A 24,598-nucleotide genomic window follows, 5' to 3' on the forward strand; every position below is an offset into this window, starting at 1 on the left:
GGAAGCTGTGGGCGAGGTCATACGCGTCCGGGGCAGAGCCATGCTGTCGCGCTCGGCTAACTGGTCGAGCACACCTTGCCGACGGGTATCCGAGCACCGGTGATGCCGCCCGACGGCCAGCCGACGACCTCGGAGAACTCCGCGAGCTCCACCGGTCCACCGGTCTCCAGCAGCTTCGGCTGGCAGCTGCCGCAACAGGCTTCGCGCGAGCCGCCGCACCGCTCTGGTATTCGCACGCGTGCAGGACGGCAAGTCGGTGTGCGGGAAATCAGAAGATGTGCGGGAGCCGCCGGGGCTTCGGCAGGGCCGCGCTCAATCCCGCAGCGCCCAGCGCTCAATCCCGCAGCGCCCAGCGCTCAATCCCACAGCGCCGCAACGACAGTCTGGTAGTCGCCGGGCTCTAGGGATGGCCGTCCGGTCGCCAGCAGCCACCGTTCGACCGCGCGATCGTCGTCGGTGCGGTACGAGCGTTGGTCACCGCGCGCGATCTCCATGACGCCGCGATGCACGCGTAGGGTCTCCTCGTCCGAGAGTTGGGCGACGAAACCTCGGTATTCACTGTGGTTTTCGATCTCAGCGACGGCAGCGCGCGGTGCCGCGGCGATCAATCCGTGCAGCTGCGCCTCGTCTCCTGGCGTCAATTTCCACCGCGGATTCGGCTTGCCGGAATTGATGTCGAGTTCGACTTTGATCATGTCCGTACCCCCAGCGACAGCGGGCCGCGAGCGGGATCGGCGCTGGCCGTCCCGCACGGAGTTTCCCACATCACTGCCCTCCTCACGGGCGCCCGACGAGGAGATGGTAGCCCCGCAACGCCGCGCCCACCACTCGGTTGGCGGCGCAATTCGACTGCACCGGAAGCAATACCGGTTTGTCCGATTCAGCCGTTGACGACGACGCAGCCGTTTCCGACGTGCATACCGGTCCCGACGCGCATATCCACTCCCGCGATGATCCGATCGTCCGGCGCCTGGACCGCGCTGATCGTGTGCAATCCCGCCGTCGCGGGCACCCAGTCAACCAACGCCGTGCCGCCGGACGGCCGCGTCACCGCGAACGGAATCCCGTTGTCGTAGAAGACAACCGGCTGCACCGCGTCGGTCACCGCAGCCCGCGCCTGATATTTACACCCCGTCCCATAGTTGGTCGACGACCCGAAACTGAGCCCCGGCGCCAGCCCCACCCGCGTCACCGTCGCCCCCGCCCCCGGCGCCGCACACACCGCGGCCACCGCCGCGACCCCGACCACTCCCGCAACAGCCCCCACTCGCATCCGTACAGCCTTCATGAATTCGGTCCTAGTCCTGCGCACCGGAGCACCGCACCCCGGCGAGTACGTAGCATCCTCACCCCCCGAGCCCGTCCATGTGACACAAACCGTCGAATGTTTCAGACCATTCGACGAATATCGGCCGCGATTCCGCTCAACGGCGCCACCTCCCCGATAGCAGCAAACCAATCCCACAGTTCCAGGGCGTGATAGAGCCGGTAGAGCACCAGCCTCGCCGCCCAATCCTCAGGCATCGGTCCATAACCCCCGACCAGCGCGCTCCGCTTCACCGGATCACCCTGTACGGCGTAGTAGTCGGTCTTGGCGACGTCGAGCAGCGGATCCGCCGCCACGGCATTCTCCACATCGATGAACCCACTGACCTCCCAGCCGTCGCCCCGGTGCTCGACAAGGACGTTTCCTTCGTGGAAGTCGTTGTGGCACAGCACCGGCGCTTCGCAACGACGGAACAGGTCAGCTTGTTTCGCAACATAGTTCCGGATCCCGGCGTGCAGCTCCGGGTCACCGCCGAGCTCCTCGAACTCGGCGAGCTTCTTCGCGAACTGACGCGTCATATAGGCCGTGTTGTCCGGCTCGGGATCCAAGATTCGGGTTGTCAGATAGCCATAAGTGACCTGTCCGATCCGATGTATCGCCCCCAGTGTCGCGCCGAGCCGTCGGTAGATCCGAGCCGTCTGTTCCCCATCGAGATCGGCACTGACATGCGAAAGCGGCACGCCCGGCAGCACGGTCATGACGGTGAACGCGTAACCGAACAAGGCGGTATCGGGCTCGACCCGCAGGATCACCGGCACCGGGCCGACTCCGTGCGCACTCAGCAGCCGGTACACGAAGACCTCCTTGGCCTGCTTCCAACGCCACTGATCGGCGTACACCTTTACGATCACCGCCTCGACGGGTGCTGCGGATCGCACCTCGTAGACAGAGCTCAACTGCCCAGCGGTACGGGCGCGAACCTCGGTGACGAGCACATCGGGCCAGATCGGACGGAGGATATCGGCGGCTTGCCCTTTGCTCAGAAACCGATCGATCACGCCTTGACCGTAGAGATGGCGGCAGCCCGGATCGATTGAATTTTCCGGCGCGGTTTCCGAGCGGATCAGGAGCCGGGTTACCTGACTGCGTTCCGGGGGGGCGCGAGCGCGGACATGGGCGTATCCGCAGGTATAGGCTCGGGTGATATCCGCTGCGGGACGCAGTGCTCCCGCGAACAACGAGTGCATCGGGGACCACGATGACCGAGTCCGGACCGGCCGAGACCGCCGCGCCGATCACTATCTACTGGCGTCGGTGGTGCCCGTATTGCCAGCGCCTCGGTGTCCGGCTTCGCCTGGCGGGCATCCCTTTCCGCAAAGTGGACATCACTCGTGATCCGGCAGCCGCGGCTGAGGTACGGGCGATCACCGGTGGAGACGAGATCACGCCGACCGTGCTGGTGAACGGGCACCAACTGGTGAATCCGAGTGTCGATGAGATTCGCGCAGCTCTTGCCGCACCGCGCCGCGTGTCATAGCGACGCGCAGTTATCCACCGACAACTGTCAGTAAGCAATCAATTCGAACTCTTATAGCGAATTCGTTGCCAAGGCAGTTCTGGATGGGTGTAATTTCCGGTAATCATGGAGAGCGGTTCATATTCACCGGAAACGCCCCTGAGCTGGCATTTTGTCGCCCCTGATCTAGTGCGCTAACCTTTCCGCGATCCATCCGATTCCGACGGTCAGGTATGTGGCCGCCGCACATTGCCCGCCCTGGTGCAGCCGCGACTCCGGCTCGCACTCGGGGCCCCGGAAAATGCGATGGACACTGTTCCACATTTCTCATGAGCGCGCCAAGAGCCTGCATTACACGTTTCAGATGGCAGTTCTGCCAGCAGTCCTGACGTACCGGTAGCTCTCGGCTCGGCTACCGGCGTCGCCGAAACAGCAATGGGAGGTAGCGTTTCTATGCGCACAGCAAAGGTTCTGGTAGGCAGCGTCGTGGCGATCGCCGCGGCACTGCAGATCGGTATGGCCGCAACGGCTTCGGCCGATGCCAAAGAGTGGGTTCGCGTCGACGGCGTCACCGCTGCCGAGGACGGAATGACCTTGGATGTCGAGGTCACCTACAACTGCACCAGCAAAGAGCACAAGAAGCTCACGGTCACCGTCGAAGAACAAGCCAAGGAAGCAAAGGTAGGCGAAGAAGCCGCCGAGCCGCCGTCCGGCGCCGCTCAGGTGAAAGTCACCGAGACGGTCGAAGGCGAAGAAAAATCGAAGTGTGACGGCAAGGACCAGAAGGTGACCGTCACCGTCAAGGATTCCGCCGGTGAAAAGTGGTCGAAGCCCGGAATGGGCACGGTGAGCGCGGGATTCGTCGATGCGGCTACCTTCAAGTCGGACTACCACTTGAAGTGGGTCGGAGCCGAGTAGCTTCTCGGCGGACCAGACCGGCACCGCGGTCCAACTCCTGACACTCACATGAACGATGATTCTTTGGTCAACCCCAGAGTTTCGTCCCCACCGGTGATGATCGGCTGACAGTTCCCGACTTTGGTCGCACCGGCGGAATCGGTCACCCGGACCACGGTGTCGCGGAGTTGATGTAAACGGCGAGCGGATTCGTAGGTGGAGCAGCCTCGATCCGCTCGCCGTCCACGTACAGGCCCAACTCGAGCCACGAACCGTGCGGCGTCCTTCGAACGTACGGCCACATCCCACGTGGAACTGCTGTGCCCTAACGCTTCTCAGCAGTCCTGGTCGCCCCTGCGGAAGCGGCAACCACGCAGATGACCCCCACCCACTGCGGAATGTTCATGAACTGACCGAGCACGACCAGCCCGGCCAGCGCCGCGACCGCCGGCTCCAGACTCATCAGCACGCCGAACACCCGAGGCGGAATCCGCCGCAACGCCTCCAACTCCACCGAGTACGGCAGCACCGACGACAACATCGCCACCGCGAATCCCACTGCGAGAACTTCGGGTTCGAGCAATGCACGCCCCGCGTCGACCACCCCGAGCGGCGCCATCAGCACCCCGCCGAAGGCCATCGCGATCGCCAGTCCTCCCCCACCACTGGTCCGCTCGCCGAGCGCCGCACTCAACAGAATGTAGGACGCCCACAACACCCCCGCCCCCACCGCAAACAGCACCCCTACCCCGTCGACCGCACCATCGACCTGGGTCAACAGCACTACTCCGCCCCCGGCGAGCAGCACCCACAGCGGATCCGTCCAGCGCCGCGACCCGCCCAACGCCACGGCCAGCGGCCCGAGAAACTCGATCGTCACCGCCATCCCGAGCGGTATCCGATCGATCGCCGCGTAGAACAGCAGATTCATCACCCCCAGCACCGCGCCACACGCAAGCACAACCGGCATCGCCTGCCGCCCGACGCGCAATGCGGACCGCCACACCACCAGCAACACCACCCCGCCGAACACCAGCCGCATACTGACCGCCCCCGCTGCCCCCGTCGCCGACAACAACTGCTTGGCCAGCGCAGCGCCCACCTGCACACTGACGATCCCCGTCAACACCAACGCCGTAGGCGGCACTGCGCTGAGCCCTCGCTCGACGATTCCCCGAGCCCCGCCCCCGATCCCCACCCGCTCGACGTCGATCGCCACCCCGACATCCCCTCCCTCCACTACCCATCATCCGCACCCGCCCCCTTTCCGGATACCCAGAAAACATAGGGGTACGGACCCACCCCTCTTGACGCCCGCGATATCGCTTTCACGAGCGGCGCGCCGAACCGATTCAGCGCGAACGATCAGCCGACGTGAAAATGCAAATGTTCTTGCCCCCACAGCACAGCACAGACCGGTGCGCTGAATGTCTCCGCGGAAACATTCACCGCACACGAATGCCAGGAATTAGCGCGCCGAAAACTACCTGGCCGTCTCCGAGCAATCGGCCAGCTCGTGCCGTGCAGGTGCTACGAGCGTCCCAGCGCCTTCTCGAGCTGCCCTTTGTTCATCTTCGAGCGCCCCTTGATACCGCGCTGCCGGGCCTCGTTGTAGAGCTGGTCGCGGGTCATCCCCCTCGGCCCTTTACGACCGGACCGCTGCCCGCCCCGGCTCTGCGGCGACTTGTCCCGGACCGAGGACCGGCTCGCCGTCTTCGACTCGCCGGACTGGGCGCGATTCTTGTTGACCGTACGAGCGGCGATTTCTTTCGCCCGCTTGGTGCTCGCGCCGCGGTCCTCGGCCGAGTCCTTGATGTGCTCGTACTGCCGTTCTCGTTTGTCACTCCACTGTTTCGGCATGTCACACCTCCTGGGCATCGAGTACCCAGGCATCAGCAGGCAAACATGCCGAATTTTCTGGTCAACGGCGGCGCGGCCGGACTCTGGCGGACCGGCCGTCGGTCGGCGCCGATCCCTGCTGTTCGGCGGTGAGGGCGAGCATGGCCAGGCCGGTGTCGCGAATCAACATGTCCAGGTCATCGACCAGGGCGGTGATGGTGTCGCGAAGCTGTGGTTGGGTGGCCGGGTCGAGTGCGTCGAGGACGTGGTGCAGTCGCAGACCCACGTCGAACAGATGCCGGACCAAACGGTCACCGATATCGGCGAATTGTGCGTTACCGCCAGGGGATTCGAATAACAGGTCGGCTCTGTGGGGGCGGCGCACACGCGTGGTATCGCCGGTGTAGTCGAGTCGTGCGGAATCAGGCATGGCCTCCTCCTCCGTTGGTAGGTGGGTCGACGCCTGCGAGCCGCACTTCGGGACTCGAAGCAGACCCTTAATTCTAGGGATATTCAAGCAATTTGCGCCATCGGCGTTCATGCCCCGAAACCGATCCGCAACAGGTGGGACAATGGAGACATGCCCGCCAACCACGCAGGCGAGACGCGTGCGCTGTCGGTAGAAGAATCGTTGGATCTGCTGCACAGCGTCTGCTTCGGCCGTATCGCGTTCTCGCGGCACGCATTGCCCGCGATCCGGCCTGTCCGGCACACGGTTGTCAACGGCTGCATCGTGATCGCCGCCGACCCGGCGATGATCCGCACATTGCACAGACAGGTTGTCGCCTATGAGGTCGACACCATCGATCACCAGACCACGCTCGGCCGGTGCGTGATCATCACCGGCGTCGCCGACACCGTCACCGACCGTCAGGAACTCGCCAAGTACCAGGACCACCTGCAGCCGGCGGCCGCGCAGGACCATCAGCTGATCGTCATCGACCCGGACATCATCACCGGCATCGAATACGTCGGCAGCAACGGGGCCTGACCGAGTTTGTCTGCCGTGGGTGAACATGGCCCGAGGCGGCGCGACGGGGTGTAAGACTCGTCGGTATGGCAGCAGCAGAGGATGGCGTCGTAGTCGATCTCGATGCGCGCCGCCGTGGCGAAACCCGCAGCGACCGGGTCGAGACGGCGTCGCCGCTGCTGCGTTCGGTCTACGGCGAAGTACTGCGGGACGAGCGGTTGGACCAGGACCGCACCCTGGCCGATGTGGCGACGGAGGTCGGCATGTCCAAGCAGTACCTGTCCGAGATCGAACGGGGCCGCAAGGAGGCGTCCTCAGAGATGCTGCGCTCGATCTGCCTCGCGCTCGACCTCCCCGTCGAGTCCCTGCTTTTTCGCGGCGCTCGGAAACTGGGCGCGCTGCGGCAGCTGCGCCGCCGCCCGGTCTCCGAGGCGCGCGTCGAACTGCTGGCGGCCTGAGCCGTCAGTGGTCGCGGGTGAAGATCAGCTCGTCGGCCAAGCCGTACGCCACCGCTTCCTGCGCGGTGAACACGCGATCGCGCGCGGTGTCCTTGCGTAGCTGTTCGACGCTCTGACCGGTGTGTTTGCTGAGGATGGCCTCGGTCTGCGCGCGCACCCGCATCACCTCGGCTGCCTGCAGTGCCAGGTCCGAGATGGTGCCCTGCCCCTGTGCCGACGGCTGATGCAGCAGCACGCGGGAGTGGTTCAGCACGTACCGGCGCCCCGGCGTGCCCGCCGCCAACAGCACCGCCGCGGCCGACACCGCCTGCCCCATGGCGTAGGTCTCGACCGGCGTGCGCATGAACTGCATGGTGTCGTAGATGGCCAGCATCGCCGTGTTGGAGCCGCCCGGCGAGTTGATGTAGAGACTGATCTCGCGGTCCGGCGACTCCGACTCGAGGTGCAGCAGCTGCGCCATCACGACATTCGCGACGCCGTCGTCGATCTCGGTGCCCAGGAAGATGATTCGGTCATTGAGCAGTCGGCTGAAGACGTCGAACGAGCGCTCGCCATTGGGAGTGCGTTCGATGACATGGGGAATCGTGTACTGGGACATGGTCACAACCCCGCTCGGTGTGCGTTGGTGAATGGTGCGATCTGCGCGAAGCTGGCGGCGATCTCGTCGACGATGCCGTATTCGCGGGCCTGCTCCGGGGTGAACCAGCGGTCCCGGTCGCTGTCGATCCTGATCTCCTCCAGCGAATGACCCGTCTCCGCGGCGAGAATCTGCTCCGACTGCAACTTCATGTACTCGAGATTCTCCGCCTGGATCGCGATGTCCATGGCGGTGCCCCCGATGCCCGCGGACGGCTGGTGCATCATGATCCTGCTGTGCGGCAAGCTGATTCGCTTCCCCTTGGTACCCGACGCGAGCAGCACCTGCCCCATGCTCGCGGCGAAGCCGACCGCCACGGTCACCACGTCGTTCGGGATGAGCTTCATCGTGTCGTAGATGGCGAGGCCGGCCAGCACCGACCCGCCAGGGGAGTTGATGTAGAGGACGATGTCGCGCTTGTCGTTCTCGCCGGCGAGCAGCACCAGTTCGGTGCAGGCCCGCTCAGCCATCGCGTCATCGACCTCACCGGTCAGTTGGATCGTCCGATGCCGGAGCAATCGGTCGGCTAGTTGGCCCCGGTAGTCCAGGTGCGATGTTTCGATCATGACTCAGGTCTACTTCCCTTCGAGCACCGAAAGCCGCTGTGTCTGCCGACAGCAGACCGGACCGGGAACCAGGGAATCTTCGGCCCGCTCACGTCGGCCGAAGTTGTTAAGGTTCGCGAATGACAGAGGGAGTTGCGGTCGTGCTACTGCGCCCGGCCGACCCGGCGGACGTACGGACGATCGCGCGGATCTGGTACGCGGGCTGGTGCGACGCACATCTGGGAAACATCCCCGACGAGCTGATCGCGGTCCGCCCGCGCGAATCCTTCGATACGCGTGCGGCACAACGGGTCCCGGACACCACCGTGGCGACCGTGGGTGACGCCGTCGCCGGGTTCGTGATGGTGCACGACGACGAGGTCGACCAGGTCTACGTCTCCGGTGACCACCGCGGCTCCGGCGTCGCGGCAAGCCTGCTCGCCGCAGCGGAGAGCCGGGTCCGCGCCAACGGCCACCAGCAGGCTTGGCTGGCCGTGGTGCCGGGCAATACTCGGGCCCGCGCGTTCTACGAGAAGCACGGGTGGTCCGACGAAGGTCTGTTCGTGCATCGGGCGCCGGGTCCGACGGGCCCGGTCGACGTGCCCGCCCATCGCTATGTCAAAAGGTTCGACGGATCGCGCGATCCCAGCGTGGACGCCATCGACTGAGCGGTCACGGCGGTGAATGTCGCGTCGGGCCAACGGCCAGCGCTGAATGCGCAAGGCCCGCTGACGCATTCGGCGTCAGCGGGCCTCGGGTGCGCGGTTCAGCGCACTACTTCTCGATACCCTCGAAGTCCCACAGGCCGCTCCAGGTGAGCTCGGCCTTCTTCACCTTCTCCGACCGTCCCGCAGCCGCGACGTAGTCGAACATCGGGATGTCGGCCATGTCCTTGAACAGCAGCTCCTGCGCCTTGGCGGTGATCCGGTAGGACTCCTCCAGGGTCGGCGCGGCCAGCGCGGCGTTCAGCAGCTCGTCGAACTCTTTGCTGTCGTAGGTGACGCTGTTGGTCCCCGAGAAGCTGTAGTACTGCGAGGTCAGGAACTGCAGCATGGTCGGGTAGTCGCCCTGCCAGCCGTGCCGGAACGCCTTACCGATCGTCTTACCGGTGATCGCGTCCCTGATGTTCTTGAACGTCGGGTACGGCGCACCGACCGCCTCGATACCGAGGGTGTTCTTGATGCTGTTCGCGGTCGCCTCGACCCAGGCCTGGTGGCCGCCGTCGGAGTTGTAGGCGATCTCGTAGCGGCCCGACCACGGGGAGATGGCGTCGGCCTGCGCCCAGAGCTTCTTGGCCTCCTCCGGGTTGTACTTCAGCAGTTCGTTGCCTGCCAGTTTGTCGCTGTAACCCGGCAGGGTTCGTGCGGTGAAGTCGAGCGACGGAATCCGGGTGCCGTTGAAGATGTTCTGGCAGATCTGTTCCCGATTGATCGCCATCGAGATCGCCTTGCGCCGCAGCACACCCTCCGCACCGCTGAAGTGGGGGACGTTGGTCTGGATGCCGAGCGCCTGCTTGTACGCGATCGGCTTCTTGATCGCCCGATCGCCGAGATCCTTTTCGTAGGAGGACATCGCGGTGTCGGGGATGATGTCGAGCGCGTCGAGGTTACCCGCCGTCAGATCGGCGTAGGCCGTGTCATAGGACTGGTACATCACGAACCGCAGGCCCTTGTTCTTGGGCGCGCGGCCACCCTTGTACTCCGGGTTGGGCACCAGGTCGATCTGAACGTTGTGCTGCCATGCGCCCTCGCGCGCGAACTTGTACGGGCCGTTGCCGATCGGGTTCTCCCCGAACGCTTTCAGGTCCTTGAACGCGGCTTCGGGCAGTGGGTAGAACGGCGCGAATCCGAGGCCGACCTCGAAGTCGATCGATGGCTGCTTCAACGCCACGGTGAAGGTGCGGTCGTCGACCACCTTCAGCCCCGACATCGTCTGCACCGCAGGCTTTTCCGCTTGCACGTCGTCGAACCCGATGATCGGCGCGAACACGTAGTTCTGCAGCTGCGCGTTGGTGGCGAGCGCACCGAAGTTCCAGGCGTCGACGAACGACTTCGCCTTGACCGGGGTGCCGTCGCTGAACTTCCAGTCCGGCTTGATGGTGATCTTGTAGTTCTTGCGGTCGGACGACTCGATCGACTCAGCCATCTCGTTGTGCGCCACACCGTTGGCGTCGTAGTACTTCAACCCCGCGAACAACCGGTCGACCACCCGGCCGCCCATGTTCTCGTTGGTGTTGGTGGGTACCAACGGGTTCTGCGGCTCGCCGCCGTTGACCGTGACGATGTCGGCGTCGCCACCGTCGTCCGACGAGCATGCGGTCAGCCCTAGGCTTGTGGCCATCAGTGCCGCCGCGAGCAGCGCACCAGCTCTTGTGAATCTCACGCGTTCTCCCGATTTCGAACCGGCTATCGGGGCCCCACCCGATCGCCTTGGAATGTCCTCGGACACTAACCATTCCGGCGTCGGTTGTCATGGGATCCACCGATGATCGGACCCGCGGCGGGCCGCCGCGGGCGCCGACCTCTTATGTCCGGCTCTCCAACGTCTCCTTGACCTTGGCGATGGCGAATCCCCAGGCCTGGTCGAAGGTCGGTTTCGGGGGTATCGAGATCTCCTCGGGGTTGGTGACGACATCGAGCAGTACGGGTTTGCGCTGCGCGAAGGCTTCCGCGACCGCCCCGTCCAGCTCGTCGGGGTCGGTGATCCGCCGGGACTCGAGGCCCATCGCCCGCGCGACGGCGGCGATATCCGGATTGTCGAGCACGGTGCCGAACTCGGGCAGGCCGCCTTCCTCCTGCTCCAGCTTGACCATGCCGAGGCGTCCGTTGTTGAACACCACCAGCGTCACCGGCAGGTCGTAGGTGACCGCCGTCCGCAGGTCGCCGAGCAGCATCATCAGGCCACCGTCGCCGCAGAAGGCCACCACCTGGCGTTCGCGATCGAGGATCTGCGCGCCGAGCGCCTGCGGCATGGCGTTGGCCATCGACCCGAAGTTGTAGGAGCCGAGCAGCCGACGGGTGCCGCGCAGGCTGAGGAATCGGGACAGCCACACCGTGGACATGCCGGTGTCGGAGGTGAAGATGGCGTCGTCGGCGGCGTGCGTGTTCACCGCGGCGGCGACCGCTTCCGGCCGGATCAGCTGATCCGGGTTGTCCAGATGCTTGCGGATGCGGCCGAGGAATTTGCGATCGTGCTTGGGCTCGGCCAGCCGATCCTGCAGTCCGGACCAGCGCTGATACTCCGTCTGCGCCTTCTTCAGATGTTTGTCGGCGGACTTGGCGTCCAGTTTCGAGAGCAGTTCGCGCAGCGTGGGACCAGCGTGACCGACGAGTGCGACATCGACCGGGGTGCGGCGACCGATGTGGTCGAGCCGGGAGTCGAGTTGGATGACGGTCTTGCCGGTGGGATACCAATCCCGGTAAGGAAAGTCGGTGCCCACCATGAACAGCACGTCGCAGTCCTCGAGCGCCGAGTTGGCGGCGGGATTGCCGATCAGACCGGTCTGCCCGACCGCATAAGGATTGTCGTGCTCGAGGCCTTCCTTGGCCTTGATGGTGAGCACCATCGGCGCGCAGAGTTGTTCGGCGAGCCGCAGCACCTCCTCGCGCGCCTCCCTGGCCCCGATGCCGACCAGCAGCGTGACCTTGTCCGCCTTGTTGAGCGTGTCCGCGGCCTGCACGATCTCGGCCGTACCGGCCATGATCGTGCGGTCGCGGGCCACGAATCGGGGGCGCTCGTCGGAGTCGAGCTTCTGTCCGCCGATGTCGCCCGGAATCGTCAGTACACTCACGCCCTGCCGGGACACCGCGGCGTTCACAGCCTGCTCCAATAGCCGCGGCATCTGGGCGGCGCTGGTGACGGTGGCGGTGAACTCGGAGACGTCACGGAAGACCGCGTCGTTGTCGACCTCCTGGAAGTATTCGCTGCCCATCTCCGAGGTCGGCACCTGACCGCAGATCGCCAGCACCGGTGCGTGCGACTTCTTCGCGTCGTAGAGACCGCCGAGCAGATGGATCGAGCCGGGGCCCACGGTTCCCATGCACACCCCGATGGTGCCGGTGAGCTGGGCCTGTGCGCCCGCGGCGTAGGCGGCGACCTCTTCGTGTCGCACGCCGATCCATTCGATCCGGTCTTCGCGGCGGATCGCGTCGGTGATCGGATTCAGTGCGTCGCCGACGACGCCCCAGACCTGGGTGACACCCTGGTCGGCCAGCGCAGTGACGATCATTTCCGCGACAGTGGTCATCGTCGGCTCCTCCTTCTAGTCAGTCGGTTCGGTGATCAGTGCGAAACCCGGCGTCCGGTCACCAGATTGACCAGGAACAGCAGGATCACCGCGCCACCGATGCAGGTGAAGAAGCTGAACCAGAGCCCGCCACCCTCGACGTCGACGCCGAGCGCCTTCAGCAGGAAGCCGCCGAGCAGACCGCCGACGACGCCGACGACGATGTTCAGCAGAATCCCCTGCTGAGCGTCCGTCTTCATGATCTTGCTGGCCAGCCAGCCTGCGAGGCCGCCGATGATGATCCATCCGATGATCCCGAGACCCAGCATGATGTCCTCCTGACGTTGGTTCTGGCACGCCGGAAAAGAACGCGCTGCGGCGGTCATACCCCTCGCAGCGCAGCCCAAGCAGAGCCGCGAGTTTCACCACATCGAGACTCGCTGACCGTTTGCTCGGATCGGTGCCGGGTAGCCGATGCGAATGAGCGACTCCCGTCCGCGCGAGAGAGTCCGCAATTTGCCCGCTGACCGGCGGAAATTTGTCGTGCTCAGCGGTGGTGGCGTCTCCGGCGGCGAGCGCGAGGTAGCGAACACTGCCGACGTTCGCTGCTTATTTGCGGCGGAGTCGATGTTCGTATCGCCAGAGTCACGCGGCGTCAGATCCCGCGAAGCTCGGCCGTGCCAAGGAGTCCACATGGTTGCCGAACCGATAATCCATCTCGCCGCCGGCGACACTCCCGAGCGCACGTGGACTCGCTGGCGCCACCGTCGCCCGGAACTCTCGCTGACCGGGTGGCGGCACCTTATCGTCGTCGCGCCACACCCCGACGACGAGGTGCTCGGGGTCGGCGGTCTGATCGCGCTGGCCCGCTCGCGCGACCTGCCGGTCACCGTCGTCACGGTGACCGACGGCGAAGCGTCCCATCCGGGCTCTCCTACCTGCTCACCGCCCGAGCTCGCCGCCCTGCGGGTGCAGGAATCGCGCCGGGCGGCCCAGGAATTGGCCGTCGACGCACCGATCCGGCTCGGCATCCGCGACGGCCGGGTGGCCGCCGACGAAGCAGCGGTCACCGACGCACTGTCGGACATTCTCGCGCGATGTGGCCACACGGGCGCCTGGTGTGCGACGACCTGGCGGCGTGATGGTCACCCGGACCACGAGGCCGTCGGGCGGGCCGCCGCCGCGGCCTGCGCGGGCACCGCGACCCGGCTATTGGAATTCCCGGTGTGGATGTGGCACTGGGCCACTCCGGAGCATCCGGTGGTGCCCGCCAGCCGCGCCCGAACGTTGACCCTGCCCGGGTCGGCGGTCGAGGCCAAGGTGCGCGCGCTGGCGCAATTCCGCAGCCAGATCCTGCCGATGTCGGACGACCCCGCCGACCAGCCCATCCTGTCGCCCACGGTGATCGACCGATTCACCGGCAACACGGAAACGTTCTTCGTATGAACGAGACCGGGCTGGCCGCGGACTACTTCGAGGACACGTACGCCCACGATCCGGACCCGTGGGGCTTCACCACCCGCTGGTACGAACAGCGCAAGCGCGCACTCGTCCTGGGAGCGCTACCGAAAGCCCGCTACCACAACGCCTTCGAACCCGGCTGTGCGATCGGCGCCCTCTCGGTGGAACTCACCGACCGCTGCGATCGACTGGTGTGCACCGACATCGCGGCCCAAGTCCTCGACTCGGCAGCCAAACGCATCGATCGGTTGCCCGAATCCGAGCGCGGCGCAGTCGAATTCCGGCGGTGGGCGCTGGGCGAACAATGGCCCAACGAACATTTCGACCTGATCGTGCTCAGCGAGGTCTGCTACTACCTCGACTCGACCACTCTGCGCACGGCTTTCGGGGAGGCCGTGGCGCATCTCGAACCGAACGGCACGCTGCTGTGTGTGCACTGGCGCCGAAAGGTGCCCGAGTACCCGCTGTCCGGTGACCACGTGCACGCCATCGCCCGCACCACCCAGGGTTTGACGGCGCTGGCGGGCTATCACGACGAAGACATGCTGCTCGACGTCTTCACGACGGGCGACCCCATCTCCGTCGCGACCCCCTGACCCCGGCTACGCCATGGCGAAGCGGAGCAATGCCTGCTTGTCGCCCTGCTTGATCTTGCCCTTGCGGTTCAGCACTTCCAGCTGCCAGGTGGTGCCGGAGCGGAACGCGCGGGCAACGGCATTGGCGTTGTCCGTGCCGAGCAGCGACGGCCAGATGTCGGCGACCTGCTGGCTGGTGCCGCCGCTGGCGTCGTAGACCTTGAAGCTGATGTTGTTGGCCTTCTCGAACGAGCTGCCCTTCTTGAAGGCCACCGCGACGAAGATGATGGCGTCGATGCCGCCGGGCACGTCGGCGAAGGTGACGTGCACCGTCTCGTCGTCGCCCGCGGCGGCGCCGGACTGTTCGTCACCGCTGTGCAGCACGGAGCCGTTGCCCAGCGGGTCGAGCGAGTCGAGCCCGGCGAAGCGGACCGGCTCGGCGCCCTGCATGAGAATGGCGATCAGGTCCAGGTCGACGCCTTTCTTGCGGCGCGCCCAGCCGAGCGCCCCACCGCTGGCACCCGCCGACGGATCCCAGCTCACTCCGACGCTGAGCTTGGTGACGCCGGCGAGATCCGCGGCGCCGTCTTCTTTCTTGAGCGTGATCATGGGTTCACATTAGCGGGGGTTTCGTAACTTCAAGCGCCGGAAAGATTCTCATTCGGCTAATGGGCGACAACACAGGCAACCACGAAATCTATTGATAGCAAACGGCTCTCGCCGATGCTCAAGCGCTGGATGTGGCTTTCGACAGCAACCGGTGCAGCTGACGCTGCTCCCTGGCGGACAGCCGGCGCAGCGGCAGATGCCGGGTCATCGCGTCGACCAGTTTTTCGCGCTGTGTCACGCCGGCGACGGTGAGCGCCACCACCTTCACGCGCTTGTCCGCCGGGCCGGGTAGTCGCTCGACGGTGCCGCGTTTCTCCAACTTGTCGATGATGAAGGTGACCGTCGACGGGTCGCTGCAGGTGCGGCGGGCGAGCTCGGACATCGAGGGCGGCGCGGCCGTCGGGGTGAGATGCCACAGCATGTTCGCCGACGGCACGGTGAGATCCAGGTCGCGCAGGACGCTGACGAGGGCGGCGTCGAGCTGGTCGGAGACCGTACGGAGCTCGGCGAGCAGGCGATAACCGAGGTCTGCTTCAGGCAGGTCCACTGTCACGGACCACAGTGTAGACAGCTACTTGAAGTCTCCTATGAAGTTACTTTGACACTCAAACCTCGAAGCGGCGTTTTCGGCGGTCGTGCCGGTTGACCGGCGACCGCAGACAACGGGCGGGCTCGGCGAGTCTCGGCCACGACGAGAGCGGATCATATTGGCCGACTGGCTATTTACAAAGGCGGCCGACGCGCGGTTCGGTGGGGCATGGCCGATCCGCTGAAAGAACAGAACGTCGCCGCGCAGGCGTTGGCATTGGTCCACGATGCGGCGGGACCGTATCTGGACAGCCTGCCGGAGCGACCGGTGCACGACGCCACCCACGACCCACTGATCGACGACCTGGGCGGCCCGCTGCCCGAGCACGGCGTCGGTGCGTCGGCGGCGATCGAGCAGTTGCTGTCGGTCGGCACGCAGGCGTCGGTGCACTCGGCCGGGCCGCGTTTCTTCCATCTCGTGGTGGGCGGGTCGACACCGGCGGCCCTGGCCGGGGACTGGGTAACCGCACTGCTGGACCAGAACTCGGGCCTGTGGGTCACCTCGCCGCTGGCGTCTCGCACCGAAACCGTCGTGCTCGGGTGGCTCGAGGAGCTGTTCGGCCTGCCGCAGGACTTCGGCGCGGTGCTCACCCCGAGCGCCACCTTCGCGAACCTGACCGGGTTGGCCGCGGCCCGTTACTGGTGGGCCGATCGGTACGGGGTGGACGTGGTCGCCCAAGGGTTGGCCGGCCTGCCGCAGCTGCCGGTGTTCACCAGTGGACTGGTGCATGCCAGCACTCGCAAGGCGCTGCAGATCCTCGGCTGTGGCCGAGACACGTTGCGCACCTTCGTCCGTGACGATGCCGGACGGATCGACCTCGCGGCGCTGGAGCGGGCGCTGGTCGAGCTCGACGGCGCGCCCGCGGTGATCGTCGGCAACCTCGGCGAGGTGAACACCGGCGACTCCGACCCCATCGAGGAGCTGGCCGACCTGGCCGAACAGTATCGGGCCTGGCTGCACGTGGACGGCGCTTTCGGCCTGTTCGCGACGGTCTCCCCGCGCACGGCGCACCTCGCCCGCGGCGTCGAGCGGGCGGATTCGATCACCGCCGACGGCCACAAATGGCTGAATGTGCCGCAGGAGAGCGGGTTTTCTTTCGTCAAGGACAGCACGGTGCTCGGCAAGACCTTCGGCGGCTGGGGCGCCGCCTACCTGCCGACCCTCGATGACGAACAGATCAGTTACAACATGCACGGCCCCGAATCCTCGCGCCGCGCAAGAGCATTCCCGATCTGGGCGACTCTGCGCGCCTACGGCCGGGCGGGCTATCGCGACATGGTGGAACGCCACCTCGACGTCGCCGTCCACCTCGGCCGCGTAGTCGATGCGGCACCCGACTTCGAGCTCTTGGCGCCGGTTCAGTTGTGCGTCACCTGTTTCCGATACCGCCCGCCGGGTGTGCCGGAGGCCGAGCTGAACGACCTCAACGCGCGGCTCGGCGCGGCCATTCTCGATGACGGCCGCGTCTATGTCGGCACCACCACGTATCGAGGCATGACCGCGCTGCGGCCGACGTTCGTCAATTGGCGGATCACCGAGCCCGAAGCCGACCTGCTGATTCAGGTAATCCGCGAAATCGGGCCCCGCCTATAGACCGTTGGTCAAACAAGGAACTGGAGAGATGAGCGCTCACCGTTGCGGAGCGCCTCGGTGTGTGCGGCGACGTTGATCGCGTCGCTCAATGTCGCCCCGGCGTCGAGCTTGGCGATAACCGCCGCTTCGGCGTTCTTGACGGCCGTCGCTGCCTCGACGAGGTGCTCGAGGCGCGCCGGATCGACGACGATGACCCCCTCCTCGTCGGCCATGATCACGTCGCCGGGCGCCACCGCGACGCCACCGCAGGTCACCGAGGTCTGCAACTCTCCGAGCTGAGCGGTGGTCCCCGCCATGGGTGTGACGAATCGGCTATAGATCGGCAGCTCGCAACGCCGGACGTAACCGATGTCGCGGTATCCCCCGTCGATGATGATCCCGCCGAGCTGCCGAACCTGCGCACCGCGCGCGAAAATCTCGCCCGCAAAGGCGATTTCGCTCCCATCGCCATCCACGACGATCACCTCGCCCGGCGCGGCGGACTCGATCGCCCGCAGCACCGCAAAGAAGTCACCTCTACAACGCACGGTGAATGCAGGCCCGAGAATCCGCACCTCCGCCGACCGTGCCCGAATCCCGGTGTCCATCACCCGCATCGACTTGTCCGCGTCACACAGCGCGGTCGTATCGACGGAGTGAACCTTCGCGACAAGTTCATCGGTCAGCATCGGCGCCGCCCCTTCGAGACTCGGAGTGTCCAGTCCCCCAAACCTTACTTCGCGACCCGCGCTCGGGCAGGTGTCTCGACAGCGCCCGGAAGTTACCGAGGGTCTTGGATATTGAAGGTATAGACCTCGCCGTCGTACCAGAACAGTGCCGCCATCGACGCTTCCGGCGGGTCGACCCGGCAATACTCGAGACCCGTCAGCGCAATGGATTTCCGCGCGAGACACTCCACCGGGCCACGAGATTTCGGGACAGGCCCTTTCAACTCGAACCGTTTCCCCGACACCACAATCGACTTCGGCCCGTGCCGATACCAATCCGGACTGCCGAACAACCACCAGTAGTAACCGAAAATGATCGAGACCACGAGAACGACCGCAGCCACGAATATTGTGACCGCTTTCTTCCGCCTAGCAGCCATCTCTCATCCTTCACCTGGATACGTCATATGCGCGAACAGATAGTCGATGGGGACGTTCGACGAATCATACTTCGGCAGCCACCACGGTTCGTGCCTGCGATTGCTGGTGTGCATGTCCACGACGTCGCCCCACACCCGGCTGCCGTCGGGCATCGTGATCCAATCCTTACCCACGTAGACGGCCACGTGATCCATACGCCCATCCGGCGTTTCGCCGTCACCGTGATCGTAGAAGATCAGGTCACCCGGTTGGAGTCCCATCTTCGACGGAAGATTCGGGTCCGGCGCGAGATCAGCGTCGTCCCGGCGGAACCCGCCCGACAGCTTTCCCGTCGGGCCGCCCTTCGATCCATCGTTGGTGATGATGAATCGCAGCAGCGAGGGAGCATAGGTCCAGGTCCTGGAGTCCTCCCAATCCCTGCCGAAAACGTTCTCGTCGTAGGCCGAGAACCAGGCGTTCGGATCGCTGTCGTTCGGGTCGTCGAGGGTATCGCGCGACATGATCTGGGAGAACCCGCCCGCCTCCAGAACTTGCGAGGCGAAGTTGGCGCAGTCACTCTGCGTGTCGGAATCGTAGAACGGATATTTGCTGTTCGGATTCATGACGTACGTTTCGGCGTAATCTACTGCGGCTTGCCGGGAGGGCGATAAGCCGTCACGCACCAAGTTTCGCGGCAGAATCGAGGAACCGAGCCCGATGTTCGGACGGCGGACCAGTGGTGCCAGGAACGCGGCAGCGCCGGTCAGCAGTAGGAGCGGGACAGATCCGTCGGAATCTCGTGCATCGGAAGGCTTTTCAAGTTTCGATCCGGACGGCGCGGATGGCGCCGGCGCAGGTGCCGCGGGCGGCGCTGCGATGGGAGTCGAAGGGGCCGCGGGTGCCATCGGCGCGGCGGGCGGCTGCCGAGGCGTCTCCGTTGCCTGAGCCCCATCCGGCACACGCCGCGGGGCGGGAATCGGCTGCGGCTGGTTGCCAGGCAACACGGGTGACGGCGCTCCGGGAACCGCGACGATGGGCGCCCCGTTGCCAGGCGGTACCGGTGGCGGCGTCAGCGCTCCAGCCTGGCTGCCGCCTCCGTTGCTGCTCGGGGGCTGGCCCGGCGCGACCGGGGTGGGCAGTGGCGGCGGCGTGGTCGGCGGCCCAGGGGGTGGGGTCGGCGGAAGGGACGGGGTGTCGAAACACGGCCAGCCCGGATGCATCTGCTGCCACTCCGCGCACGGGACGGCGGCGGCCGAGGGAGTGGCGAAGAAGGTGAATCCGACACCGATTCCCGCCGCGGTCGCCGCCAGCGTGACTCCGGCCAGCCGGTTCACCGTCCGCACGCGGCTCATCGGCCACTCTTCAGGCGGGCGTATACGGTGTCGATGCCCCACCAGGTGAGCCGTCCGGCGATCGACATGTACAGGAAGAACGCCAGATACACCAGGACCGCGCCATAGTCGTCAGCCCATCCCGGCATCCGATGCAGCGTGGCGAACGCCGCGATCAGCATGAGCAGCCCGGCGGCGACGCTGAGTGGTGCCAGCAGGGCGGTGTTGGGTTCCGTCCCGGCGCGGGCGGGGCGATCGGTGCCGACCATGACTGTGGATCTCCTTCTGAAATCTCGCTTCGGCGAGGCGCGGCCAGGACGTCGGACGCGGCGACAAGGTCAGAGCCAGATGGGGTCGCCGTAGGCGGTGGTGGTGTTGTCCGCGGTAGGGGTCGACATGGTCGCGGTCGCGAACGAACGCAACGACACCGGACCCATGCACGCGTCGACCTTCACCTCGACCTGATCCATGGCGATCGAGGCTCGCCCGGACGCCAAAGCCTTCTTTCCGAACTCGATCGTCGCGATCGATCCTGGCTTCAAAGTGGTCGAAACGTTCGGTGACACCGAGGCGTTGACTCCCAGACTGACGCTGGGCGGGTACGAAATATTCAGCGACGCGTTCGGCCCGAACGAAACCCCCAAACTGGTCGTCAGGCCGCTCGACACATCGATCTGACAGCCGACCTGGTAGCCGAAGCTGACCATCCCCGCACTGACGGGTTGGGTACCCACACCGCTGATCTCGGCCACCGCCTTCAGCGAGACGAAGCCCTCGCGGGTGAACATGGTCGCTGCCAGGTTCGGATAGCGATCCAGGTTCTCCCCGGTCTTGGTCACCGTCAAAGTCCAACCGTCGTCGGTCGTGACCACCCGAGCCTTGTCGGCCACCGCATCCGCCGCAGCCGACGCCTGGCTCAGCAACCCTGCTGTTACCGACCCGATACACAGCGCAGCGGCGATCCCGCCGCGCCTAATCCCAACCCTGCCCATCGGATCCATCCTTATGACGTCATTTCTCAGGCCAACCCAGATCTGGGCGTTCTCCCCGAAGCTAAGGAAAACGCACTCAGCTAACAATTGGCAACCCTTCATGGGCGCGCACGACCTCTCGTGACCGTTCGTTTACCATCTGGACACGCGACCAGCCCCGGCCACGGCCGGTGTACAGGCGGTTCACCGCTTGATTTGTTGCATGCGTCACGGCAGCCTCGTTATCGCCAGGGGTTGCCGGTTCGCGCAGGCTCATGGGCCCAGCTGCACGACCAGGCGGCGAAGGCTAGCTAACGTGCGGGCTTGGGTCGTGGGTTGCCCGCGATCGGTACGCCGGTGCGGCGGGTCTGGGCCAGCGAGGCGGGTGAGTCGGAGCTCCTGGCGGCGGTACGGGGGATGACGGGTGGCGTCTCGAGCGTTGATTGCGCTCGGTAGTCGGCGAGGGTTGCGGTGCCCCAGACGTAGGGGTCGGCTTGGGGGCTGCCGAAGGGCGACCAGGCCAGGCGGGTTCGGCCGGTTTTGTCGTCGGTGTCGGAGTCGTAGACGAGGATGTTCATCGCGAAACGGGTGGGGTCGACCGGTTCGGGCAGTGCGGTGAGCGGGATTTTCGCCTCGATCGAGTAGCCGCGGTACGGCTCGGTGACATATGCGGCCACTCGCATGCCCGGTAGCGGTGCGCCCTGATGGTTGTCGGCGTCGCGCTCCGCGGCGGGCCCGCCTCGGTGTGCCGTGTACGGCAGGATGCCGGTTTTGAAGGTGGTCGAGGTGTCGTCGGAGTTGCCGCTCGGGTCGATGGCGATCTCGACCGAGTCTGTGCGCCAATGCCTTTTGATGTCGTCGGCGTCCAGTGCGGTGCCTTCGCGGTCGTCGGCTACGTTGACGAGCACGTATAAGTCGTCGTCGTGCCTGGCGAGCTTTGCGGTTGCCGAACAACCACCGCCACCCTGCCAAATCGCCAGCGGCAGTTCGGGTCCTGGGTACTCCCCTGCCCCCTCGACGCCGTTCAGGATCGGCGCGATCGCCACGGCCGGGACGACGGTGCTCGGGTTCGGTGGGTAGTCCGGCTGGACCCGGTTGGCCAACCACGGCAACCCGGTTCGGTCGGCCCACTCCGCGAACTCGGCGTACCGCGGTTTCAATCCGGTTTGCCGGTGCACCGGCACTGCGACGAACCGCCCGTCCTCGGCCAGCACCGTGAACCACTCGGAACCGAGCTGGTTCGGGTCGGTCGGTACCTGCGCGGGCTTCGCGGCGAAACCCTGTGTCAGATATAGCCGAGTGGCGTCGCGTTCGACCTGCGCCCAAGTCGTGTTGTGGGCGCGCGAGCGGACACCGGACCATACGCCGATGACCGGCAACCCGGTGTCGGGATCGGCGTGCCGCTGTTCGGCTACTTCTGGTCCGAGCAACGCGCCGAACCCATAGTTCTGCGCGAGCAACCTGGTCGGACGCCACGGCGACAGTCCCTCGTCGGTGAGCTGTTCCGGATAAGCCTGCCGATCACCGGCCAGCCGGAACGCCTCGATACCGAGCCGCGCCGAGAGTTGGTGTCCGCCATGCTGATCGAACGGCCGAGGATCCATCACCACGATCGTGTGCGGTGTGGTCAGCCGGACCAACCGCACCAGTCGCGCGAGGGTGTCCTGCTCGTTCCACACGCGCGCGGTCAGCGGCGCGGACAGGGTGTACCAGAAGTCCGGTTTGTCGAGGTAGTAGATGTTCTCGATCCCGGCGAGGGCGTTCGCCCTGCGTTCTTCGGTCTCGCGGATCAGCCCAAGCTCGGGGCCTTCCGCCAACCCGACGGCATTGCCGCCGCCCTCGCCACGCGTGACCGTGACGACGCCGGTGGTCCAGCCGAACTCGTCGCGCCACCGCCCGAACGTGGCCAGGTTGCTCGACTCGTCGTCCGGGTGCGCCGATGAACAACACGTCGGTGTGCGCTGGATCCGTGCTCTCGACGTCTGCCGAGGAGCAGTCCGCGACCAGCCAGGTGGCGGCCAGCCCGGCGGCGAGGAAAGTACGGCGGCGCAGTTTCACCTCGAAGCCTCCCGCCACCCGAACCTCCCGTCGCCTCGTCGCATGTCAGAGCCGAACATAGGCGAGGCACGAGGAGAGACGAGTCTTGGGTGCGGCGGTCGGGGTCAGCCCAGTGATTGCAGTGCGGTGTGCAGCCGGTCCAGTGCCGCGGCGATCCACGGCAGCGACGTCGGATCGTTGCTGCCCAACGCTTCCCAGCGCTGATCAGCGGTCTGCCCATAGAGCAGACTGGTCGCCGCCCGGAAACGCAGACTATCCCGGGTGTCCCCGAAATGCTCGCCTGCCAGCACGCCGATGCCGTACTCGTCGAGCAGATGGTCGGCGAGCGCCACGCCCGTTTCGATGCCACGGGCGGCCAGCGCGGGACGCAACAGCTCGAGATCGGGATAGAGGTAGAACCCCGCCTGCGGCGCCCGGCACGCGACACCGGCTTTCGCAAACACCGTGTGTGCCGCGCGCGCCACCGAGGCGTGCAGTCGTCGGCTCGCGGCGATATGCGCCGTGACCTCGGCAGGCGCGTCGAAGGCAAAGACCGCTGCCGCCTGCATCGGACCCGCCAGACAGGACCAGACTTCGCTGCCGAGTCCGGTGATCTGCGCCGCCAACTCCTGCCCCGCCCGGCCAGGCGGGGTGCGCAGGAAGCCGATCCGCCAGCCACCGAGCGCCATCGACTTGCTCAGTCCGCCGGTGACGATGGTCCGGTGCGGCAGCAGCGTCGCCGGGCTGTGCATCGCCTCGGGGTCGTAGGCGAGGTCGCGGTAGATCTCGTCGCAGATGATGGTCATGCCGTGCCGGTCGGCGATCTCGCAGACCCGGGCGATCAGGTCCGCGCCCGCGATGGTCCCCGTGGGGTTGTCCGGCACGGTCAGGATGAGAATCCGTGGGTCGGCGCCCTCTTCCCGCGCCTTCGCCAACGCGGGTTCGAGCAGGTCGGGGTCCGGCACGCCACCCGCGATGCGCGGGATCGGCACCCCGACGGCGCGTTTGCCGAGGAAGCCGATCTGCGCTGGATACGTGACCCAGGACGGGATGGGCAGCACCACATCGCCGGGCAGCACCGCGATGGCGGCATACAGCAGCGTCTTGCTACCCGGAGCGAGGACGACCTGCTCGGTGTCCGTGCGCAGACCGCGCCGCGAGAGATACCGCGCCGCGGCTTCACGTGCCCGGACGGTCCCGGCCACCGGGGTGTAGGAGTTCTCCGTCGCGCCCTCGGCCAGTGCGGCGGCGATCTCGGGGAGCACCGGCAGTCCCGCCTCACCGAACCCGAGATGCAGGATGTCCTGGCCGGCCGCCCGGCGCGCGTTGATCGATTCGTTGAGGGCCAGCGTGGCCGAGCGCGGTACCAAGGGTCGTCTCCTGAGATCGAAAGTGGTTGGTGCCTTGGGCTATTCGTCCGTGACAGGAAGGCGGTACTCACGGCGCATGCTGGTGCCGAGCTTGCCGATGTGCGCGCCGTAGATGTGGATGGAGATCACCGTCGAGGTCCCGGAATTGCGCACCAGATGGATGTCACCGGGCGGGGCGAAACCGCAGGCGGTGCCTGCCTTGTTGACGACGTGGTCCACCGCGACGAGCCGGGCCGACTCGCCCTCGCCCCGCAATTCGTAGCGCCATTCGGTCTCCGCGCCCTCGTAAACTCCTGCGACACACCAGGACACGTGATCGTGGATCGGTGTCTGCTGCCCGGGCAGCCACACCAGGGCCACCACGGAGAAACTCCCGTCGTCCTCGGTGTGCACGAGGTGCTGCCGATACTTCTCCGGCGAACCCTCCCGGAACTCGGCGGGCAGCAGATTCGGCTGCGCCAGAAAGCCTTCGAGCCGATGCGCGACGAGCTGCGCGGCCTCGGCAGGTGGCCGTTCACGCCGGACGACTTCCCGCACCGCGGCGACGAGATCGGTGAGGATCGGCGTACACGGGGCGGCGGTACTGATGGACATGGCGACTCCGATCGAACAAGTAGACCGACGCGCGCCGCACCTCCGAG

Annotated in this window: 30 protein-coding genes; 8 read left to right on the forward strand and 22 right to left on the reverse strand. The window is 66.0% G+C overall.

What is annotated here, in order from left to right; all coding sequences use genetic code 11:
* Positions 1-56: 56 nt before the first annotated feature.
* From ACIHA7_RS01170 to ACIHA7_RS01185, 4 genes are all read right to left on the reverse strand, one after another.
* A complete protein-coding gene (locus tag ACIHA7_RS01170) occupies positions 57-236 on the reverse strand; it encodes a hypothetical protein (RefSeq protein ID WP_397284295.1) in 180 nt (59 codons plus the stop codon).
* 120 nt (positions 237-356) lie between these two features.
* The gene (locus tag ACIHA7_RS01175) at positions 357-695 is read right to left on the reverse strand and encodes a hypothetical protein (RefSeq protein WP_397284298.1); all 339 of its coding nucleotides are present in this window, start codon (positions 693-695) and stop codon (positions 357-359) included.
* A 185-nt stretch (positions 696-880) separates the two neighbouring features.
* Positions 881-1,288: a hypothetical protein gene (locus ACIHA7_RS01180; protein ID WP_397284301.1), complete on the reverse strand. Its 408-nt coding sequence runs from the start codon at positions 1,286-1,288 to the stop codon at positions 881-883.
* 101 nt (positions 1,289-1,389) lie between these two features.
* Positions 1,390-2,505 (reverse strand): phosphotransferase family protein, encoded by a 1,116-nt coding sequence (locus ACIHA7_RS01185; RefSeq protein ID WP_397284304.1) that lies wholly within the window; start codon positions 2,503-2,505, stop codon positions 1,390-1,392.
* Between the two features lie 20 nt (positions 2,506-2,525).
* Here ACIHA7_RS01185 and ACIHA7_RS01190 point away from each other — a divergent pair, with 20 nt between their 5' ends.
* Together ACIHA7_RS01190 and ACIHA7_RS01195 are read left to right on the forward strand one after the other, a co-directional pair.
* The gene (locus ACIHA7_RS01190) at positions 2,526-2,804 is read left to right on the forward strand and encodes a glutaredoxin family protein (RefSeq protein WP_397284306.1); all 279 of its coding nucleotides are present in this window, start codon (positions 2,526-2,528) and stop codon (positions 2,802-2,804) included.
* A gap of 432 nt (positions 2,805-3,236) precedes the next feature.
* A complete protein-coding gene (locus ACIHA7_RS01195) occupies positions 3,237-3,701 on the forward strand; it encodes a hypothetical protein (RefSeq protein WP_397284308.1) in 465 nt (154 codons plus the stop codon).
* A gap of 304 nt (positions 3,702-4,005) precedes the next feature.
* On the opposite strand, the gene ACIHA7_RS01200 is transcribed toward ACIHA7_RS01195, so the two are convergent.
* From ACIHA7_RS01200 to ACIHA7_RS01210, 3 genes are all read right to left on the reverse strand, one after another.
* A complete protein-coding gene (locus ACIHA7_RS01200) occupies positions 4,006-4,899 on the reverse strand; it encodes an EamA family transporter (protein WP_397284310.1) in 894 nt (297 codons plus the stop codon).
* Between the two features lie 311 nt (positions 4,900-5,210).
* Positions 5,211-5,540, reverse strand: a complete 330-nt coding sequence (locus tag ACIHA7_RS01205) for a plasmid stabilization protein (protein ID WP_397284312.1) — start codon at positions 5,538-5,540, stop codon at positions 5,211-5,213.
* Positions 5,541-5,601: 61 nt separating this feature from the next.
* Positions 5,602-5,949 (reverse strand): hypothetical protein, encoded by a 348-nt coding sequence (locus ACIHA7_RS01210; RefSeq protein ID WP_397284314.1) that lies wholly within the window; start codon positions 5,947-5,949, stop codon positions 5,602-5,604.
* Between the two features lie 150 nt (positions 5,950-6,099).
* On the opposite strand from ACIHA7_RS01210, the gene ACIHA7_RS01215 reads away from it, so the two are divergent.
* Entirely contained in the window at positions 6,100-6,510 is a 411-nt protein-coding gene (locus ACIHA7_RS01215; RefSeq protein WP_397284317.1) for a pyridoxamine 5'-phosphate oxidase family protein, read from the forward strand.
* A 65-nt stretch (positions 6,511-6,575) separates the two neighbouring features.
* Entirely contained in the window at positions 6,576-6,947 is a 372-nt protein-coding gene (locus tag ACIHA7_RS01220; protein WP_397284319.1) for a helix-turn-helix domain-containing protein, read from the forward strand.
* 4 nt (positions 6,948-6,951) lie between these two features.
* Here the strand turns inward: ACIHA7_RS01220 and ACIHA7_RS01225 are convergent, their stop codons facing one another.
* Complete coding sequence (locus ACIHA7_RS01225) at positions 6,952-7,545, reverse strand: ClpP family protease (protein ID WP_397284322.1); 594 nt, start codon at positions 7,543-7,545, stop codon at positions 6,952-6,954.
* A gap of 2 nt (positions 7,546-7,547) precedes the next feature.
* On the reverse strand, positions 7,548-8,150 hold the full coding sequence (locus ACIHA7_RS01230) for a ClpP family protease (RefSeq protein ID WP_135232874.1): 603 nt from the start codon (positions 8,148-8,150) through the stop codon (positions 7,548-7,550).
* A gap of 119 nt (positions 8,151-8,269) precedes the next feature.
* Here ACIHA7_RS01230 and ACIHA7_RS01235 point away from each other — a divergent pair, with 119 nt between their 5' ends.
* Complete coding sequence (locus tag ACIHA7_RS01235; protein WP_397284325.1) at positions 8,270-8,797, forward strand: GNAT family N-acetyltransferase; 528 nt, start codon at positions 8,270-8,272, stop codon at positions 8,795-8,797.
* Between the two features lie 106 nt (positions 8,798-8,903).
* Here ACIHA7_RS01235 and ACIHA7_RS01240 read toward each other — a convergent pair whose 3' ends face one another.
* From ACIHA7_RS01240 to ACIHA7_RS01250, 3 genes are all read right to left on the reverse strand, one after another.
* Positions 8,904-10,469, reverse strand: coding sequence for an ABC transporter substrate-binding protein (locus ACIHA7_RS01240; protein WP_397286431.1), 1,566 nt, complete (start codon positions 10,467-10,469; stop codon positions 8,904-8,906).
* Between the two features lie 184 nt (positions 10,470-10,653).
* Complete coding sequence (locus ACIHA7_RS01245; RefSeq protein ID WP_397284327.1) at positions 10,654-12,375, reverse strand: thiamine pyrophosphate-dependent enzyme; 1,722 nt, start codon at positions 12,373-12,375, stop codon at positions 10,654-10,656.
* Between the two features lie 35 nt (positions 12,376-12,410).
* Positions 12,411-12,683, reverse strand: coding sequence for a GlsB/YeaQ/YmgE family stress response membrane protein (locus ACIHA7_RS01250; RefSeq protein ID WP_397284330.1), 273 nt, complete (start codon positions 12,681-12,683; stop codon positions 12,411-12,413).
* A 364-nt stretch (positions 12,684-13,047) separates the two neighbouring features.
* Here ACIHA7_RS01250 and ACIHA7_RS01255 point away from each other — a divergent pair, with 364 nt between their 5' ends.
* Both ACIHA7_RS01255 and ACIHA7_RS01260 read left to right on the forward strand, forming a co-directional pair.
* Positions 13,048-13,800, forward strand: coding sequence for a PIG-L deacetylase family protein (locus ACIHA7_RS01255; RefSeq protein ID WP_397284332.1), 753 nt, complete (start codon positions 13,048-13,050; stop codon positions 13,798-13,800).
* The gene (locus tag ACIHA7_RS01260) at positions 13,797-14,411 is read left to right on the forward strand and encodes an SAM-dependent methyltransferase (protein ID WP_397284334.1); all 615 of its coding nucleotides are present in this window, start codon (positions 13,797-13,799) and stop codon (positions 14,409-14,411) included. The genes ACIHA7_RS01255 and ACIHA7_RS01260 overlap by 4 nt, the downstream gene beginning before the upstream one ends.
* Positions 14,412-14,417: 6 nt before the next feature.
* On the opposite strand, the gene ACIHA7_RS01265 is transcribed toward ACIHA7_RS01260, so the two are convergent.
* Positions 14,418-14,999: a TerD family protein gene (locus ACIHA7_RS01265; RefSeq protein ID WP_135232881.1), complete on the reverse strand. Its 582-nt coding sequence runs from the start codon at positions 14,997-14,999 to the stop codon at positions 14,418-14,420.
* Positions 15,000-15,117: 118 nt separating this feature from the next.
* A complete protein-coding gene (locus tag ACIHA7_RS01270) occupies positions 15,118-15,552 on the reverse strand; it encodes a MarR family winged helix-turn-helix transcriptional regulator (RefSeq protein ID WP_397284337.1) in 435 nt (144 codons plus the stop codon).
* Positions 15,553-15,756: 204 nt separating this feature from the next.
* Between ACIHA7_RS01270 and ACIHA7_RS01275 the strand changes: the two genes are divergently transcribed.
* The gene (locus ACIHA7_RS01275; protein ID WP_397284339.1) at positions 15,757-17,181 is read left to right on the forward strand and encodes a pyridoxal phosphate-dependent decarboxylase family protein; all 1,425 of its coding nucleotides are present in this window, start codon (positions 15,757-15,759) and stop codon (positions 17,179-17,181) included.
* Positions 17,182-17,189: 8 nt separating this feature from the next.
* Here ACIHA7_RS01275 and ACIHA7_RS01280 read toward each other — a convergent pair whose 3' ends face one another.
* From ACIHA7_RS01280 to ACIHA7_RS01315, 8 genes are all read right to left on the reverse strand, one after another.
* Positions 17,190-17,849 carry an RraA family protein gene (locus ACIHA7_RS01280; RefSeq protein ID WP_397284341.1) on the reverse strand — a complete coding sequence of 220 codons (660 nt, stop codon included), beginning with the start codon at positions 17,847-17,849 and terminating at the stop codon, positions 17,190-17,192.
* Between the two features lie 92 nt (positions 17,850-17,941).
* Entirely contained in the window at positions 17,942-18,268 is a 327-nt protein-coding gene (locus ACIHA7_RS01285) for a hypothetical protein (protein WP_397284343.1), read from the reverse strand.
* A 3-nt stretch (positions 18,269-18,271) separates the two neighbouring features.
* Positions 18,272-19,153, reverse strand: a complete 882-nt coding sequence (locus ACIHA7_RS01290; RefSeq protein WP_397284345.1) for an amidase domain-containing protein — start codon at positions 19,151-19,153, stop codon at positions 18,272-18,274.
* A 443-nt stretch (positions 19,154-19,596) separates the two neighbouring features.
* Positions 19,597-19,848, reverse strand: a complete 252-nt coding sequence (locus ACIHA7_RS01295; RefSeq protein WP_397284347.1) for a hypothetical protein — start codon at positions 19,846-19,848, stop codon at positions 19,597-19,599.
* Positions 19,849-19,917: 69 nt separating this feature from the next.
* The gene (locus ACIHA7_RS01300) at positions 19,918-20,571 is read right to left on the reverse strand and encodes an MspA family porin (protein WP_397284349.1); all 654 of its coding nucleotides are present in this window, start codon (positions 20,569-20,571) and stop codon (positions 19,918-19,920) included.
* Positions 20,572-20,861: 290 nt separating this feature from the next.
* A complete protein-coding gene (locus ACIHA7_RS01305; protein WP_397286433.1) occupies positions 20,862-22,517 on the reverse strand; it encodes a sugar-binding protein in 1,656 nt (551 codons plus the stop codon).
* A gap of 195 nt (positions 22,518-22,712) precedes the next feature.
* Positions 22,713-23,957 (reverse strand): pyridoxal phosphate-dependent aminotransferase, encoded by a 1,245-nt coding sequence (locus tag ACIHA7_RS01310; protein ID WP_397284351.1) that lies wholly within the window; start codon positions 23,955-23,957, stop codon positions 22,713-22,715.
* A gap of 39 nt (positions 23,958-23,996) precedes the next feature.
* Positions 23,997-24,551, reverse strand: a complete 555-nt coding sequence (locus tag ACIHA7_RS01315) for a cysteine dioxygenase (RefSeq protein WP_397284353.1) — start codon at positions 24,549-24,551, stop codon at positions 23,997-23,999.
* Positions 24,552-24,598 lie beyond the last annotated feature (47 nt).

Origin of the sequence: Nocardia sp. NPDC052316 (genome assembly GCF_044547795.1) — a bacterium.
GTDB lineage: Bacteria > Actinomycetota > Actinomycetes > Mycobacteriales > Mycobacteriaceae > Nocardia.